Raw genomic sequence first — 16986 nt, 5'->3', positions numbered from 1 at the left:
GCGAACCCCTCCCCTGAGTGTTGCGGCCTCCCCCTCGGCGGCCGCTCGTTCGCTGGGTCAATAAGAGCAGAGCTTGTGAACCGAGTCAACACGGTTCACGGATTGGTGCCAGTACACGCTCGTGAATCGGTAGATCTTGTGTACGCCGGTATGCTCGGCGCACACACGGGACGAGGGGAGCAGGGCCGGTGCAGGACAACGCGACAGAGGTGACCGCAGCCGGTATCGCGCGGCTCGCCGGAGTGGGCCGCGCCGCCGTCAGCAACTGGCGCCGCCGGCACGCCGACTTCCCGAAGCCGGTCGGCGGTACCGAGACCAGCCCCTCCTTCGCGCTCGCCGAGGTCGAGGCCTGGCTGCGCAAGCAGGGCAAGCTCGCCGAGGTCCCGCTGCGTGAACGCGTCTGGCAACAGCTCGCCGGCCACCCGGAGGGCCCGCTCACGGCCCTGGTGCACGCCGGTTGTGTGCTGCTGCTGATCCACGAGCGGCCCACCGTCTGGCTCGACGCGAGCGCGGGCTCGGACGCACGGCTGGCCGCGCTGCTGCCGGGGGTGCTGGAGGAGGTGCTGGCGCCGCGGTTCGGCGGTGTGAACTCTGTGGACGGTGACGGCGGTGTGAACGCCGCGGTCGGCGCGGGTGGTGTGAATGCCTCTGTCACGCCTCCGCCTGTGAACTCGGCACCGGCCCAACGGCTTGTGAACCCGTCACGCACCCTCCCGCCTGTGAACCCGGCACCGGCTGTTCACAGCACGGCCAAGGTGGAGGAGCCTGCGGCCACGGCCGCCACGGCCGCCACGGCCGCCACGGCAGCCACGGCAGCCATGGCAGCCACGGCAGCCATGGCAGCCACGACAGTCACGGCTGCCATGACAGCCCCGTTGGTCACGTCGGCCACGACAACCCCTCCGGTCACACCAGCCCCGCCAGCCGCGGCAGCCCTCTCTGCCATGGCGGCCCCGGAACTCACAGCAGCCCCGCCGGCTACGGCGGCCCCGGCCCCCGCCCTCCGTACCCCCACCGGCCCCCAACTCCTCCCCTCCGCCCCCCTCCTCCGCGGTGCCGCCGAGCTGGCCGCCGAGATGGGGGCCCGACAGACGTTCGAGTTCCTGCTGGGCCGGCACCTCGACGCCAACCCCCGCCAGTACACGCTCACCCCGGCCGAACTCGCCGGTCTCATGGCCGACCTCGCCGGACCGGCCCGTACCGCCCTGGACCCCGCCTGCGGCACCGGCGCCCTGCTGCGCGCCGTCGACCCCCGCCCCGGGCAGGAGCTGTACGCCCAGGACAGCGCCCCCGAACTCGCCGCGCTCAGCACGCTGCGGCTCGCGCTGCACAGCCGGGCCACCGTGCACGGCGCCGCCGGTGACACCCTGCGCGCCGACGCGCACCCCGGGCTGCACGCCGACGTCGTCCTGTGCCATCCGCCGTTCAACGAGCGCAACTGGGGTCACGACGAGCTCGCCTACGACCCGCGCTGGGAGTACGGCTTCCCGGCACGCACCGAGTCCGAGCTGGCCTGGGTGCAGCACGCGCTGGCCCGGCTGACCGACGGCGGCACCGCGGTGCTGCTCATGCCGCCGGCCGCCGCCTCCCGCCGTTCCGGGCGCCGGATCCGCGCCGACCTGCTGCGCCGGGGCGCGCTGCGGGCCGTCGTCGCGCTGCCGGTCGGCGCGGCACCGCCGTACAACATCCCGCTGCACCTGTGGGTGCTGCGCCGGCCCGACCGGACACCGGCGACGCCCGAGGTGCTGCTCGTGGACTCCGGGCAGTTCGCCGGCGAGGGGCGCGGCGGGCCGGACTGGGAGGCGGTGCGGGAGGCCGTGACGGACGCCTGGCGCGCCTTCACGCGCGCGGGGCGGCTCGCGGAGCGGCCGGGGCTCGCCCGTTCGGTGCCGGTCATCGAACTCCTCGACGACGACGTGGACCTCGCTCCCGCCCGCCATCTGCCGCCGGCCGCGGTCGCCGACGGCGCGGAGCAGCTCACGCAGGTGCGCGAACGGCTCGGTGCGACCCTGCGCCTGACCGCCGAGCTGACCCCGCCCCCGGCCACCCCCGCACCGCCCGCGCGCTGGCCGCTCACCACGGTGGGCGAACTCGCGCGCGGCGGCGCGCTGGTGATGCGCACCGGCGGGAACGGCGGCCACGCGCGCGTGCCGGTCCTCACCGACCACGACGTCCTCGCCGGGACCGCGCCCTCGGGCACGCTCCCGGAGAGCGAGGAGGAGGCCGTGCTGACCGAACCGGGCGATGTCGTCGTACCCGTGCTCGGCGGGGGCTCGGTGGCGCGGGTGATCGACGGGACGACGCAGGGCGCCGCCCTGGGGCGCAACCTGGTGCTGCTGCGCCCCGATGCCACGGCGCTCGACCCGTGGTTCCTCGCCGGGTTCCTGCGCGGGACCGCCAACAACCGGCAGGCCAGCAGCTATGCCTCCACGGCGACCCGCCTGGACGTGCGCCGGCTGCAACTGCCCCGGCTCCCGCTGGAGGAACAGCGGCGCTACGGCGCACGGTTCCGCGCGCTGGACGAGTTCGAGCGGGCGCTCCGGCACGCGAGCCGGCTGGGGGAGCAACTCGTACGCGGGATGTACGACGGCCTGACGGACGGCACGGTCGTACCTGCCTGATCCCCCCCCGGCGACTGCCCACCGGCGACTGCCCCCGGCAACTGATCCTCCCGGCGACCGATCCCACTGGCGCCTGATCCACTGGCCCCTGCTCGTCCCACCGCGCCAGCTCCGCGCCGGCTCCGTGCAGGCTCCGTGCCGGTCACCGGACAACGGTTCGGTACAACCCGGACCGCTTGTCCTTGCCGGGCCATATGCTCGAAGCGACATCGCGCGACCGGCGTCGTCCGCCCCGCGGACCATGCCGGCGGGCAGGCACGCCCACTTTCAGGATCGGGAGCAGCCATGCAAGGCCACGGCTACGGACAGCCGGTGAAGCAGCCGCCGCACACCGCGTGGCTGGTCTGCCTGCGCGTGCTGTTCGTGGCGCTCGGCATCCTCACCATCGGCTTCCTGGCCTGGGCGATGCTGCTGCGGCTGGCCGCCGTCACCCGCCGGTCGCTGGACTGGGGGCTGTTCGTGGCGGTGCTCGCCGCCGACGTCCTGAGCTTCACCCTGGTGGCGATGGAGCCCGGCGACGAGATCCACACCACCGGCGGCTACGTGGGCATCCTGCTCCTGCTGGGCACGCTCGTGGCCGCCATCGCCTACTACCTCGCGGCGGACATCCGGCACTTCCTGCTGCAGCAGCAGGCGTACGCGGCCCAGGGGGCGCAGACCCCGGCGTACGGCTACCCGATACCCGCGGCCCCGTACGCCGCGACCACCGTCCCGACCCTGCCGACGACGACAGCCCCGACCGCCCCGCACACTCCGACCGCCCCGCACACCCCGCCGCCCCCGGTGTCGCACACCCCCGTGCCCCAGCCACCGCCGGCCACCCCGCCGCTCCAGCGTCCCGCGCCCGCCCGGATCGACCAGGTGCGGGCCGAGCTGGACGAGCTGAGCGACTACCTGCGCAAGCAGGACGGCCATGAGGGCGGACGGTGACGGTGACGACGGGCCGCATGATCGCCGGCCGTTACGAACTGTCCACGCTCATCGGGCAGGGCGGCATGGGCCAGGTCTGGACGGCGTACGACCGCAGGCTCGACCGGCGCGTGGCGGTGAAGCTGCTGCGCCCGGACAAGGTGGCGGGCCAGGAGGCGGACGAACTGCGCCGCCGGTTCGTCCGCGAGTGCCGGGTGACCGCGCAGGTGGACCACCCCGGCCTGGTGACGGTGCACGACGCGGGCAGCGAGGGCGAGGAACTGTTCCTCGTCATGCAGTACGTCGACGGCGCCGACCTCTCCGACCACCTCGCCGAGCACGACCCGTACCCGTGGCCGTGGGCGGTCGCGGTGGCCGCGCAACTGTGCGCCGTGCTGAGCGCGGTGCACGCCGTGCCGATCGTGCACCGCGACCTGAAGCCGCGCAACGTGATGGTGAAGCAGGACGGCACGGTCACCGTCCTCGACCTGGGCGTGGCCTCCGTGATGGACACCGACACCACGCGCCTGACCCACACCGGCTCCCCGATCGGCTCGCCCGCCTACATGGCGCCGGAGCAGGCGATGGGCGGCGCGGTCGGCCCGTACACCGACCTGTACGCGCTCGGCGTGCTGCTGCACGAACTCCTCAGCGGCGAGGTGCCGTTCGCGGGCTCCACGGCGCTCGGGGTGCTGCACCGGCATCTGTACGAGCCCCCGCTTCCCGTGCGCCGGATCCGCCCGGAGGTGCCGGAGGCGCTGGAGTCCCTGGTGCTGCGGCTGCTCGCCAAGGACCCGCAGCACCGGCCGGCGTCCGCGCAGGAGGTGTACGAGGACCTGGCGCTGCTCCTGCCCGCGCGCGGGACGCCCACCGGGGCGCCCCTGGACCCCACGCGCCCCTTCCTGCGTCCGCACGCCCCCTGGCCGGACCGCGCGCGGACCCCGGCGCCCCAGCCCGCCCCGGTGGCGCCCGCGCCGCCGGTGGCCGAGAAGCCCGATGTCGCCGCCGCCGTGGACGAGGTCAAGCGCCTGCTGGGGGAGGGCCGTATCACGCAGGCCGTCGACATCCTGGGCGCGATCCTGCCGGCCGCCGCCGAGCAGCACGGCGAGCACTCCCCGGTGGTGCGCACGCTGCGCAAGCAGTACGCGGCCACGCTCATGGACGACGGCCAGTACCGGCGCGCGCTGCCGGAACTGCGCCGCCTCGCCGACGAACGCGCCGCCGAGGCCGGCCAGGCCGACCCGCAGTCACTGCGCTACCGCTACGAGGCCGCGCAGTGCCTGGAGCAGCTGGGCGAACCGGCGGCGGCGCTCGCCGAGTACCGCGCGCTGCTGCCGTACTACGAGAACCAGTACGTCTCCGGGGACCCGCAGCTCGCCCATGACGTCCGCCGCCGCATCGGCCACCTGCTGCTGGCCCTCGGCGACCGGTCGGCCGCCCACGACACCCTCGCGCGGCTGGTCATGGACGTCGAGCGGCTGCACGGCCCCGGCCATCCGCTGGCCGTCGAGGTCCGGCGGACCCTGCAGTGGCTGGGGCAGGTGCGCGGATAGCGCGGGCGGAGCGGTCGGCGGTGCCCGAAGGGCGCGCGAATCGTTGGTCGAATGGGTTGGCCACGGCCTGCCCACTGCCTACCATCGATCACCGCAAGACTTTGTGCACCGTCGCACAATCTCCCCTTGGAGGTCTCCTTGCACCGCCGCCGTCGCACCGCGCTCGTCCTCACCGCCGCGATCGCCGCCGCGGCACCCCTGCTGACCGCCTGCGGAAGCGATGCGCATCCGGGCGCCGCGGCCGTCGTCGGCGGGCAGCGGATCACCGTCGCCCAGCTGGAGAACCGGGTCAAGGAGGTACGCCGGGCCCAGCGGGCCGTGGTGCCGGACGAGACGCAGTACCAGCAGGTCGTCTCCTCCACCAGCAGCCTCACCCGCGACACCCTGCACAACATGGTGCTCGACCGGGTGCTGCACCGTGCCGCTCAGGACCAGCGCATCACGGTCACCCGCAAGGAGATCCAGCAGATGCGCGCGGACCTGGAGCGGCAGGCCGGCGGCAGCAAGGGCCTGGAGACGGCCTGGCTGCAGAAGTACGGCATCGCCCCCGGCCGCCTCGACGACAACCTGCGCCTGCAACTGGAGGCGCAGAAGCTCGCCGAGAAGCTCGGCACCGACACCAGCCGGCCCGCCTTCTGGAAGGCCCTGTCCAAGGCGTCCGAGGAGCTCCACGTCGACCTCAACCCGCGCTACGGCACCTGGGACGTGCAGAAGAGCAGCCGGGTGGACGCCGAGACGCCGTGGGTGCGGGAGGTCACGACGGCGGGCGGGCAGCCGGTGTCGGCGTAAGCCGGTCATACGATCACGTGATCACAGGATCTCTCGGCCCTGTGGACAACGAGATCCGCTCCCTCGCGCCGTGGGTTACGTTCGGATCGTGAACGAAACCAGCCCCGAACCCCGCGCCGAAGGCCGCCCGGAGCCCCGCGCCGACGCCCACGAGGAAGCCGCCCCCGGCCGCATCGTCCTGCTCACCACCAGCCACCGCGTCGCCCCCGGCCTGCTGTCCTGGCCCGCCTGGCAGGCCCTGCGCACCGCCGACGCCGTGCTGTGCGCGGACGGCGCCCATCCGCAGCTGCCGTATCTGCGCGAGGCCGGGATAGCGGTGGCGGAGGCGTCCCCCACCGCGCAGGAGCTGGTCGACGCCTGTGCCGGCGGGCGCACGGTGGTGGTCGTGGCGACGGGCGAGGGCGAGCCGGCGCTCACCGACGGCCTCGCCCGGCTGGCCGGCTCCGGCCGCGTCGCCATGCCGGAGCTGGAGCTGCTCCCCGCCTCCTACGACCTGCCGGGCGCCCGCCTGCTGGACCTCGTGCAGGTCATGGACCGTATCCGCGCCGAGTGCCCGTGGTCCTCCCGGCAGACCCACGAGGGCCTGGCGAAGTACGGCATCGAGGAGGCCTATGAACTGGTCGAGGCGATCGAGGCCGGCGACCGCGCGGAGCTGCGCGAAGAGCTGGGCGACGTCCTCCTCCAGGTCGTCTTCCACTCCCGGATCGCCGAGGAGGACCCGGACGCGCCCTTCTCCGTCGACGACGTCGCCGGCGGCATCGTCGCCAAGCTCATCCACCGGCACCCGCACGTCTTCGGCGACGAGGAGGCCGAGACACCGGAGGACGTCAAGGAGCACTGGCTGCGCACCAAGGCCGAGGAGAAGCAGCGCACCTCGGTCACGGAGGGCGTCCCGCTCGGCCAGCCCGGCCTGGCCCTCGCGGCCAAGCTCGCCTCCCGCACCCGCACGGCGGGCCTGGCGGTCCCCCTGCCCGAGGGCGAGGGCATCGGGTACGACCTGCTGGCGCTGGCGGTCCGCGCCGAGGCGGCCGGCGTGGACCCGGAGGCGGCCCTGCGAGCGGCGGCACGGGCGTACCGGGACGCGATACGGGCTGCTGAGGGCCTGTCCGCTTAGTACCGTTGCCCCGACGGGCGGGTGCGAGGCGTGGGGGCCGGCGTGACAGCTGAATTAGAGGAGCTGAGGCGCGCGCTGCTGGGTGCGGTCCGCCGCTCACCGGCCGTGGCGCTGCGGCTCGAGAAGACACTGGAGCGGGCGGGCATGGCCCATGCCGCACAGGCCTGGACCCGCTCGGACGACGACCCGCTCACGATCCAGCTCCAGCTCCTGTCCCTGGAGCTGCTGCGCGACAGACACCCCGACGAGTTCGACGAGTTGCTGGAGCTCGCCACGGCCCCCGGCACAGCGCTCCCGCCGACCCGCACCACCCCCGGAACGCCCGGAACGGAAAAGACCGAAGTACCCGAAGTACCCGAGGCGACAGCGGAGACCGACGAGACCGACGAGACCGAGGAGGAGGCACCCGAGAAGCCCGTACCCGAAGAACACGCATCCGAAGAGCGGCCGCCTCAGGAGCAGGAACCCCAGGAGCACGCGGCTCAGGGGCATTCACCCGGTCGGCCAGGCGCCGCCCCCCACCGCGCCGGCGACCACGTCGACTTCCGCGACGGCACCTTCCACGGGCCCACGGTGGGTGTACAGCACCACCACTACGGCACGGCCCCGGTGCCGGCGGAGTGGCGGCCCGCCGACGGCGTGGGGCCGCTGGAGTTCGGGGTGTGGCCGACACGGCCGGTGCCGGGGCTGCCCGACGTGCCGCCGTACGTGCCGCGCGACCGCGACGAGGAGCTGCGCGCCCTGCTGGCCCGCCCCGGTCTGGTGCTGATCCTCGGCGAACCGTACGCGGGCACCTCGTACACCGCCTGGCACGCCGTGCGCTCCCTGAAGGGCCACCGTGTGTACGCACCGGACCCCGGGGAGGACCTGCGCCCCCTGGTGGCCGCGCTGCGGAGCAGCCCCGGCGGACACGTGGTCTGGCTGGACGAGCTGACCCGGCACCTCGGCCCGGGCCGGCTGGACCTGCCGCTGCTCGGGCGGCTCAACGACCTCGGCGCCGTCGTGCTCGCCACGATGCGCCCCGCCGAGTACTACCGGCGGCGCGCCGGGACCGCCCCCGGCGACCGGGTCGTCGCCGCGGCCCGCACGGTGGAGCTGCGCCGGGAGTGGAGCGAGGCCGAGCTGGCACGGCTGTCGGCGCGCGACGACCCGCGGGCGTACCCGGCGTACATGTGGAGCGGCAGGGAGGGGGTGGGGTCGTACTTCGCGGTCGGGCACCTGCTGTTCGACGAGTGGCGGCGGCCGGGGACCCGGCAGGACCACCCGCTGGGGCGGTTACTGGTCCGGGCGGCGGTCGACGTCGCCCAGTGCGGGATCGAGAGCGCGGTGCCGGCGTCGCTGCTGAGGAAGGTGCAGAAGCGGTACGGGCAGGAGTACGCGGAGGCGGCGGCGAGGGAGGCGTACGAGCAGGCGTTCGCCTGGGCGACGGCGCCCATGTTCGGTGTCTCGGGGCTGCTCGTGGAGGGCGCGGAGGACGGCACCTGGCGGGCGTACGGGGCGCTGGTCGCCGAGGCGCTGGGGCGGGGGGACCTGGAGCCGGTGCCGGACCGCGTGTGGTGGACGCTGCTGGACACGGCCGAGAGCCGGTCGGGGGCCGGGGCACGGCTGGACCACGGCGCGATTCTCGGCGCGGCTCGTACGGCCCTGAGCCCGCGCATCGAGGCGGGCGACGTGGGGGTGGCGTTCAACCTCGCGCTGCACACGGAGGGTGAGGAGAGCGAGGCCCTGCTGCGCCGTGCGGCCGACGGGGGGCACGCGAAGGCCGCCTCCGTGCTGGCGCTGCTGCTGGTGGAGCGGGGGGACGAGGAGGAGGCGCTGCCGTACCTGACGGCGGCGGCGCAGGCCGGATTCGCCTGGGCGGCACGGCAGCTGGGCCGGTACCACCGCACTCGCGCCGAGCACTGGCTGCGGCAGGCCGCCGAGGCGGGCGACGGCGCGGCGGCGCACGAGCTGGGCGACATGCTGGTCGGGCCGGGGAGTGAGGAGGAGGCGCTGCGCTGGTACCGCCGGGCCGCGGCCGCGGGACACCGCGAGGTCGCGGGGAGCCTGGGCTCCCTCCTGGCGAGCTGGAACAACCCGGAGGCGGAGGAGTGGCTGCGCTACGCGGCCGCCTGGGGTGACGCGCGCGCCGCGAACGACCTCGGGTTCCACCTCCACACCACGAAGGCGGGCGACGCCGCCGAGCTGGAGAGTCTGTACCGGCAGGCGGCGGAGGGCGGAGACGCGGCGGGGGCCGGCAACCTGGGCGTCGTCCTGGAGTCCCTCGGCCGGTACGAGGAGGCCGAGTCGTGGTACCGCACGGGACATGAGCGCGGAGCCACGTACGCCGCCCAGCACCTCGCCTTCCTGCTGTTCAAGCAGGGGAAGCACGCGGAAGCCGACGCGTGGCTGCGCGAGGCCGCCGTCGTCCCGAAGGGCCTGCCCGCCACGCTGCCGCCCCCACCCCCCGCCCCACCCGCCGGCGGGCCGGATACCGTCGAGGAGTGACCGAGCAGCACTGCCCCGACCAGCCGACGCCCGCCCTTTTCACCTGGGAGTTCGCCACCGACCCCTACCCGGCGTACGCCTGGCTGCGCGAGCACGCCCCCGTGCACCGGACGCGGTTGCCGAGCGGGGTCGAGGCCTGGCTGGTCACCCGGTACGCCGATGCCCGGCAGGCCCTGGCCGACCAGCGGCTGAGCAAGAACCCGGCGCATCACGACGAGCCCGCGCACGCCAAGGGCAAGACGGGCATCCCGGGCGAGCGCAAGGCCGAGCTGATGACGCACCTGCTGAACATCGACCCGCCGGACCACACCCGGCTCCGGAGGCTCGTCAGCAAGGCGTTCACCCCGCGCCGGGTCGCCGAGTTCGCCCCCCGGGTGCAGGAGCTGACCGACCACCTCATCGACCAGTTCGCCAAGACGGGTTCCGCCGACCTCATCCACGAGTTCGCCTTCCCGCTGCCCATCTACGCCATCTGCGACCTGCTCGGCGTCCCGCGGGAGGACCAGGACGACTTCCGGGACTGGGCGGGCATGATGATCCGGCACGGCGGAGGCCCCCGGGGCGGGGTCGCCCGGTCGGTGAAGAAGATGCGCGGCTATCTCGCCGAGCTGATCCACAAGAAGCGCGAGGCGCTGCCCGCCGCGCCCACGCCCGGCGAGGACCTGATCTCCGGCCTCATCCGCGCCTCCGACCACGGCGAGCACCTCACCGAGAACGAGGCCGCCGCCATGGCCTTCATCCTGCTCTTCGCCGGCTTCGAGACGACCGTCAACCTCATCGGCAACGGCACCTACGCCCTGCTCACCCACCCCGACCAGCGCGCGCGGCTCCAGGCCGGCCTGGCCCGGGGCGAACGGGACCTGCTGGAGACGGGGGTCGAGGAACTCCTGCGCTACGACGGCCCGGTGGAGCTGGCCACCTGGCGGTTCGCCACCGAGCCGCTCACCATCGGCGGGCAGGACATCGCGCCGGGCGACCCGGTGCTCGTCGTCCTCGCCGCCGCCGACCGGGACCCGGAGCGGTTCGCCGACCCGGACGTGCTGGACCTCGGCCGCCGCGACAACCAGCACCTCGGCTACGGCCACGGCATCCACTACTGCCTGGGCGCGCCGCTCGCCCGCCTGGAGGGCCAGGCCGCCCTCGCCACCCTGCTCACCCGCCTGCCCGACCTGCGTCTGGCCGCCGATCCGGCCGAGCTGCGCTGGCGCGGCGGACTCATCATGCGCGGCCTGCGCTCCCTGCCCGTCGAGTTCACGCCCACGGCCTGAACACCGGCCCTCCCGGGGAAGATGACAGGCGTTCAACTTTGTGATCTTCACGTGATCTGTGCGGCATGAACTTGTGACAAGTGATCGTCTGCCTATACGTTCACCCATCAGCGCGGCGACCGGCTCCATCCGCCGCGCCGGCCCTGCTGTCGCTCGAAAGGCTTCTGCATGCTCTCCGGGAACGGCCGACACCGTCGCCCCCGCCAGGCCCCGGCACTTCTCGTCGCGGCCGGAGTGACCGGCTCCGCCATCGCCATCCCGCTCCTCGGCGCGGCGAGCGCCAGCGCGGCCGACGGCGGCACGTGGGACAAGGTGGCCGAGTGCGAGAGCGGCGGCTCCTGGAGCGCGGACACCGGCAACGGCTACTACGGCGGCCTCCAGATCTCCCAGGAGGACTGGAACACGTACGGCGGCGGGCAGTACGCGGCCAGCCCCGACCAGGCCAGCCGCAACCAGCAGATCGCCGTCGCCGAGAAGATCCTCGCCGACAAGGGCACCACCCCGTGGGCCACCTGCGCCCTGCTGTCCGGCCTGACCACCGACTCGGGCTCCGTGGACGTCGACACGGGTGTCGGCGGCTCCGGCGGCCAGAGCGGTTCGGGTGGGTCGTCCGGATCGGCCGGGAAGTCCGACGGCTCCGGTACCTCCGGTACGTCGGGTTCCTCCGACGGCTCCGGCACATCCGGTTCGCCGGATTCGCCGTCCTCCACCGGTACCGGATCCGACGCCAACTCCGGCTCCCACACCGGTTCCTCCGCGGATCCGGCCGCGCCGAGCGGCAAGCCGGGCAAGCATGCCGGCGCGGACACCGGCTCCACGGGGACCAAGGCCCCCAAGCCCGACAATTCCGCCTCGCCGGACACCGGTGGCTCCCAGGGGTCCGGCGGCGGCTCCGCCACGGCCACCCCGGAGGCGGGCATCGAGAACGACCCGCAGCGGGCCGCCGGTTCCTGGAGCCTGGTCGACACCGGTGCGCTCGGCGGCGGACGCCACCGCGGGGCGAGCGCGGACGAAAACGTGACAAACGGTCAGGACTCCACCGCTTCGGGCCGGCACGCATCCCGCGAAACGGACACGTACACCGTCCGCCAGGGCGACACCCTCGCCTCCATCGCCGACTCCCTTGACGTCGACGGCGGGTGGCACGCGCTCTACGCGGGCAACAAGAAGGCCATCGGGTCCGACCCGAACCACATCAGTGCCGGTCAGACCCTGGACGTCGTGGGTGAAACGGACGCGAACTAGCCGGAGTTGACGCCCCATTTGGCGCCGTAATGTCCGGTTTGGCGAAAGTGTGGGATGAGTCTCAGAAGCCCTGATCGTCTTTGAAATTCCGCGCGGCGCGTGTCTACGGTCGAGGCCGCTCGTCACCACGAGCCCCGGCGGCCGCAACGCCGAATCCTGCCAGCGGCCACCCGGGAACAGTCGTCGCGTCAAGCGCCGTAGGCAGGAGCGGGGGACCCAAGGTAGGTGCCGGGACCAGCAGTTGAGGCTGGAACCGGCTGGGGGTGAAGCCGCGACTTCCGCGCAAGCGGGAGCGCGGCCGGGCAACTCAACCGGCCCGAACCCGACAGCTCACCTCGCAGGCGTCGGTGAGGGGATCGATCCATGCTGTTTACCGGCAAGGGCAAGCACCGTCGTCCGTCCAAGGCCGTCCGCGCCATCACGCTCGCCGGTGTCACCGGTGCCGCCGTCGCCGCCCCGCTGATGGCGGCAGGCAACGCCTCCGCCGCCACCACCGCCGAGTGGGACAAGGTCGCCCAGTGCGAGTCCGGCGGCAACTGGTCCATCAACACCGGCAACGGCTACTACGGCGGTCTGCAGTTCTCCGCCTCCACCTGGGCCGCGTACGGCGGCACGCAGTACGCCGCCACCGCCGACAAGGCCTCCAAGTCGCAGCAGATCTCGGTCGCCGAGAAGGTTCTCGCCGCGCAGGGCAAGGGCGCCTGGCCGGTCTGCGGCACGGGCCTGTCCGGCACCCCCTACAACGGCTCCGCCCCGAGCGCCCCCTCGACCTCCGGCAGCACCGCCGGCTCGGGCGGCACCACCACCCGCTCCACCGACCAGCAGTCCACCACCCGCTCCACCACGCGGACGGCCCCGTCGGCGGACAAGGCGGACAAGACCGTCACCACCCCGACCGGCAAGAAGGTCAAGAAGGGTGACGGCGAGTACAAGGTCGTCGCGGGCGACACCCTGAGCACCATCGCCCAGAAGCACGGCGTCAAGGGCGGCTGGCAGAAGCTGTTCGAGCTGAACAAGGACATCGTCCAGGACGCCAACCTCATCTACCCGGGCCAGCAGCTGCACCTGAAGTAGGCAGCGGCGGGCAGGCGGGCCGCCGGCCTCCGCTCAGGCCCGGCCCCCTGCGGGCCCCCAGCCCCCGTGCGGGTCACCCCCCGTCCCCACGGGCTCCCCGCCCCGGTGCGTGTTCCCCCGTACGCACCGGGGCGGGGCTTTTTTCTGCCCCGAGGCCCCGAGCCCTTTGTTTCGGGCAGGAACAAAAGGTACCGTCGGCATGTCCACGGGGCGGTCGGTCGGTGGCCGACGCCCCCGGGACGGTTAGGCTCTAGTCGCAAGGCACAGCCGTAAGGCATCCAGCCCCGCACTTCCAGCGTCACATCCAAGAAGGAGATGCTCGTGCCGTCCATCGACGTCGTCGTAGCCCGGGAAATCCTGGACTCCCGAGGCAACCCCACGGTCGAGGTCGAGGTCGGCCTCGACGACGGCAGCACGGGTCGTGCCGCCGTCCCGTCCGGCGCCTCGACCGGCGCCTTCGAGGCCATCGAGCTGCGCGACGGTGACCCGAACCGCTACCAGGGCAAGGGCGTCGAGAAGGCCGTCCTCGCCGTGATCGAGCAGATCGGCCCGGAGCTGGTCGGCTACGACGCCACCGAGCAGCGCCTGATCGACCAGGCCATGTTCGACCTGGACGCCACCGACAACAAGGGCTCCCTCGGCGCCAACGCCATCCTCGGCGTCTCGCTCGCCGTCGCCCACGCCGCCTCCGAGGCCAGCGACCTGCCCCTCTTCCGCTACCTGGGCGGTCCGAACGCGCACCTGCTGCCGGTGCCGATGATGAACATCCTGAACGGCGGCTCGCACGCCGACTCCAACGTGGACATCCAGGAGTTCATGATCGCTCCGATCGGCGCGGAGTCCTTCTCCGAGGCCCTGCGCTGGGGCACCGAGGTCTACCACACGCTGAAGAAGGTCCTGAAGAACAAGGGCCTGTCCACCGGCCTCGGCGACGAGGGCGGCTTCGCCCCGAACCTCGGCTCCAACCGCGAGGCCCTCGACCTCATCCTGGAGGCCATCAAGGAGGCCGGCTACGCCCCCGGCGAGCAGATCGCGCTCGCCCTCGACGTCGCCGCGTCCGAGTTCTACAAGGACGGCTCCTACCTCTTCGAGGGCAAGGAGCGCTCCGCCGCCGAGATGACCGAGTACTACGCCGAGCTGGTCGAGGCGTACCCGCTGGTCTCCATCGAGGACCCGCTGTTCGAGGACGACTGGGAGGGCTGGAAGACCATCACCGCCAAGCTCGGTGACAAGGTCCAGCTCGTCGGCGACGACCTGTTCGTCACCAACCCCGAGCGCCTGGCCCGCGGCATCGAGGAGGGCGCCGCCAACGCCCTGCTGGTCAAGGTCAACCAGATCGGCTCGCTGACCGAGACCCTGGACGCCGTCGAGCTGGCCCAGCGCAACGGCTTCAAGTGCATGATGTCCCACCGCTCCGGCGAGACCGAGGACGTCACCATCGCCGACCTGGCCGTCGCCACCAACTGCGGCCAGATCAAGACCGGCGCCCCGGCCCGCTCCGAGCGCGTCGCCAAGTACAACCAGCTGCTGCGCATCGAGGAGATCCTCGACGACGCCGCGGTGTACGCCGGCCGCAGCGCGTTCCCCCGCTTCCGGGGCGCGGTCTCGAAGGGCTGAGCCAACCTGGCGTAAGGCCTAGCCAGTCGTACGTACGTCCCCGCACCCGGTCCCGTACCGTGTCCGGGGACGTACGCGCGTGTGTGAACGGGAGGCGGGGAAGATGGCAGTGAAGGACCGTGACCGGTTCTCCACCGCGACCAGGCTGCGGCTGCTCGGCGAGCAGACGGCCGCCCGGGTCTACCGCTCCCAGACCAAGCGGCAGGCCCGCCGCTCCCGGCTCACCGGCCGGGCGGCGCTGCTCGCGCTGGTGCTCTGCTCGCTGGTCGTCGCCCTCGCCTACCCGATGCGGCAGTACGTCTCCCAGCGCGCGGAGATCGCCGACCTCCGGCGGCAGCGGGAGCAGGCCCGCGAGCGGGTCGAGCAGCTGCGCGACCTCAAGGCGCGCTGGCAGGACGACGCCTACGCCGAGCAGCAGATCCGCCGCCGTCTGCACTACGTGCGGCCCGGCGAGACCGGGTACGTGGTCATCGACCCGGGCGCGGCCAAGCAGTCCCGCGCCGACCTCGGGGCCGCCCACCGGCCCTGGTACGCGAACGTCTGGGACGGCGTCGACAAGTCCGACGCCTCCGACCAGTGAGCCGGCGCGAACGCCGGCACAACGACCAGAAAGCCACCCCGAAAGCAGTCATGGAAACGCCTCCGCCGCCCACTCCGCGCACCGAGCCCACCGACGCGGACGTAGAGGCCTTCAAGCAGCAGCTGGGCCGCCCGCCGCGGGGCCTCAGGGCCATCGCGCACCGCTGCCCCTGCGGTCAGCCGGACGTCGTGGAGACGGCTCCGCGCCTGCCCGACGGCACCCCCTTCCCGACGCTGTACTACCTGACGTGCCCCAAGGCGTCCTCCGCCATCGGCACGCTGGAGGCGAACGGCGTGATGAAGGAGATGACCGAGCGGCTGCAGACCGACCCCGAGCTGGCCGCCGCCTACCGGGCCGCGCACGAGGACTACATCCGGCGCCGGGACGAGATCGAGGTCCTGCAGGGCTTCCCGAGCGCGGGCGGCATGCCGGACCGGGTCAAGTGCCTGCACGTGCTCGTCGCCCACTCCCTGGCCGCCGGCCCCGGGGTGAACCCGCTCGGCGACGAGGCGCTGGCGATGCTGCCGGAGTGGTGGCGCAAGGGCGCGTGCGTGACGTCCGACGAGACCGAGGAGGGCCGGCCGTGACCCGCGTCGCCGCCGTCGACTGCGGCACCAACTCCATCCGCCTGCTGGTCGCCGACGCCGACCCGGAGACGGGCGAACTGACGGAGCTGGACCGCCGGATGACCATCGTGCGGCTCGGCCAGGGCGTCGACCGCACCGGCCGGCTCGCCCCGGAGGCGCTGGAGCGCACCTTCGCGGCCTGCCGTGAGTACGCGGCCGTCATCAAGGAGTACGGCGCCGAGCGGCTGCGCTTCGTGGCCACCTCCGCCTCCCGCGACGCCGAGAACCGCGACGACTTCGTGCGGGGCGTGCTGGACATCCTCGGGGTCGAGCCGGAGGTCATCAGCGGCGACCAGGAGGCCGAGTTCTCCTTCACCGGCGCCACCAGGGAACTCACCGGCCGCACCGACCTGACCCGGCCCTACCTGGTCGTGGACATCGGCGGCGGCTCCACGGAGTTCGTCGTCGGGGACGACCACGTGCGCGCCGCCCGGTCGGTGGACGTCGGCTGCGTGCGGATGACCGAGCGGCACCTGGTGCACGAGGGCCGGGTGAGCGACCCGCCCACCGAGGAGCAGATCGCCGCCATAAGGGCCGACATCGAGGCCGCCCTCGACCTCGCCGAGCGGACGGTCCCGCTGCGCGAGGCGCACACCCTGGTGGGGCTGGCCGGCTCGGTCACGACGGTGTCCGCGATCGCCCAGGAGCTGCCCGAGTACGACTCCACCCGCATCCACCACTCCCGGATCTCCCGGGACCGCGTCCGCGAGATCACCGAGTGGCTGCTGCGCTCCACGCACGCCGAGCGCGCCGCGGTCCCGTCCATGCACCCGGGCCGGGTCGACGTCATCGGCGCGGGCGCCCTCGTCCTGCTCGCGATCATGGAGCGGATCGGCGCGGAGGAGGTCGTGGTGAGCGAGCACGACATCCTCGACGGCATCGCCTGGTCGGTGGCGTGAGCGGTGGCGTAGCTCTCTTTTGTTACTCATCGGTAGTCAACTGCTGAGCAGGTTGGATACCGTTTGAGCGGTGCCGGGGCCCCCTTGAGGGGCCCTTGGTCGTACCGGCGCGGGAAACTTCGTGAAGTTCTTCACAAGGAATTCCCTCCGAGTGGGTCCCGGAATGGGGTCCACTGGCCCTTCCGGGGGGTCAAGAGTCGTTTG

General features: G+C 73.2%; 13 protein-coding genes and 1 riboswitch. All 13 genes read left to right on the top strand.

What is annotated here, in order from left to right; translation table 11 throughout:
- Positions 1-188 precede the first annotated feature (188 nt).
- The 13 genes from IEZ20_RS04245 (at position 189) to IEZ20_RS04185 (ending at position 16782) form a co-directional block, all read left to right on the top strand.
- Entirely contained in the window at positions 189-2621 is a 2433-nt protein-coding gene (locus IEZ20_RS04245; RefSeq protein ID WP_189294739.1) for an N-6 DNA methylase, read from the top strand.
- A 285-nt stretch (positions 2622-2906) separates the two neighbouring features.
- Entirely contained in the window at positions 2907-3551 is a 645-nt protein-coding gene (locus IEZ20_RS04240; protein WP_189294738.1) for a hypothetical protein, read from the top strand.
- Positions 3552-3568: 17 nt separating this feature from the next.
- A complete protein-coding gene (locus tag IEZ20_RS04235; protein WP_189295331.1) occupies positions 3569-5083 on the top strand; it encodes a serine/threonine-protein kinase in 1515 nt (504 codons plus the stop codon).
- Positions 5084-5221: 138 nt separating this feature from the next.
- Positions 5222-5872: a SurA N-terminal domain-containing protein gene (locus IEZ20_RS04230; RefSeq protein ID WP_189295329.1), complete on the top strand. Its 651-nt coding sequence runs from the start codon at positions 5222-5224 to the stop codon at positions 5870-5872.
- Positions 5873-5960: 88 nt separating this feature from the next.
- Positions 5961-6986 carry a nucleoside triphosphate pyrophosphohydrolase gene (locus IEZ20_RS04225; protein WP_268253028.1) on the top strand — a complete coding sequence of 342 codons (1026 nt, stop codon included), beginning with the start codon at positions 5961-5963 and terminating at the stop codon, positions 6984-6986.
- A 42-nt stretch (positions 6987-7028) separates the two neighbouring features.
- On the top strand, positions 7029-9473 hold the full coding sequence (locus IEZ20_RS04220; RefSeq protein ID WP_189294736.1) for a tetratricopeptide repeat protein: 2445 nt from the start codon (positions 7029-7031) through the stop codon (positions 9471-9473).
- The gene (locus IEZ20_RS04215) at positions 9470-10741 is read left to right on the top strand and encodes a cytochrome P450 family protein (protein ID WP_189294735.1); all 1272 of its coding nucleotides are present in this window, start codon (positions 9470-9472) and stop codon (positions 10739-10741) included. The genes IEZ20_RS04220 and IEZ20_RS04215 overlap by 4 nt, the downstream gene beginning before the upstream one ends.
- Positions 10742-10909: 168 nt before the next feature.
- Positions 10910-11986, top strand: a complete 1077-nt coding sequence (locus IEZ20_RS04210; RefSeq protein WP_189294734.1) for a LysM peptidoglycan-binding domain-containing protein — start codon at positions 10910-10912, stop codon at positions 11984-11986.
- A 183-nt stretch (positions 11987-12169) separates the two neighbouring features.
- Positions 12170-12345, top strand: a riboswitch (cyclic di-AMP (ydaO/yuaA leader).
- 4 nt (positions 12346-12349) lie between these two features.
- Positions 12350-13060 (top strand): transglycosylase family protein, encoded by a 711-nt coding sequence (locus IEZ20_RS04205; protein WP_189294733.1) that lies wholly within the window; start codon positions 12350-12352, stop codon positions 13058-13060.
- Between the two features lie 321 nt (positions 13061-13381).
- Entirely contained in the window at positions 13382-14677 is a 1296-nt protein-coding gene (eno, locus tag IEZ20_RS04200) for a phosphopyruvate hydratase (protein WP_189294732.1), read from the top strand.
- A 103-nt stretch (positions 14678-14780) separates the two neighbouring features.
- Positions 14781-15257, top strand: a complete 477-nt coding sequence (locus tag IEZ20_RS04195) for an FtsB family cell division protein (RefSeq protein ID WP_189294731.1) — start codon at positions 14781-14783, stop codon at positions 15255-15257.
- 50 nt (positions 15258-15307) lie between these two features.
- A complete protein-coding gene (locus IEZ20_RS04190) occupies positions 15308-15844 on the top strand; it encodes a DUF501 domain-containing protein (protein WP_189294730.1) in 537 nt (178 codons plus the stop codon).
- Positions 15841-16782, top strand: coding sequence for a Ppx/GppA phosphatase family protein (locus IEZ20_RS04185; RefSeq protein WP_189294729.1), 942 nt, complete (start codon positions 15841-15843; stop codon positions 16780-16782). The genes IEZ20_RS04190 and IEZ20_RS04185 overlap by 4 nt, the downstream gene beginning before the upstream one ends.
- The last annotated feature ends 204 nt before the right edge of the window (positions 16783-16986 follow it).

Origin of the sequence: Streptomyces cinerochromogenes, from assembly GCF_014648635.1 — a bacterium.
Lineage (GTDB): Bacteria > Actinomycetota > Actinomycetes > Streptomycetales > Streptomycetaceae > Streptomyces > Streptomyces cinerochromogenes.
Note: the sequence above shows the minus strand (reverse complement) of the source record. Positions and strands in the feature narration are given on the sequence as shown.

Bases quoted from the DNA above. Each gene is read 5' to 3' on its own strand.
- IEZ20_RS04240 (WP_189294738.1), top strand. From the start codon at position 2,907: ATGCAAGGCCACGGCTACGGACAGCCGGTGAAGCAGCCGCCGCACACC.
- IEZ20_RS04235 (WP_189295331.1), top strand. From the start codon at position 3,569: ATGATCGCCGGCCGTTACGAACTGTCCACGCTCATCGGGCAGGGCGGC.
- IEZ20_RS04210 (WP_189294734.1), top strand. From the start codon at position 10,910: ATGCTCTCCGGGAACGGCCGACACCGTCGCCCCCGCCAGGCCCCGGCA.
- IEZ20_RS04205 (WP_189294733.1), top strand. From the start codon at position 12,350: ATGCTGTTTACCGGCAAGGGCAAGCACCGTCGTCCGTCCAAGGCCGTC.
- IEZ20_RS04195 (WP_189294731.1), top strand. From the start codon at position 14,781: ATGGCAGTGAAGGACCGTGACCGGTTCTCCACCGCGACCAGGCTGCGG.
- IEZ20_RS04190 (WP_189294730.1), top strand. From the start codon at position 15,308: ATGGAAACGCCTCCGCCGCCCACTCCGCGCACCGAGCCCACCGACGCG.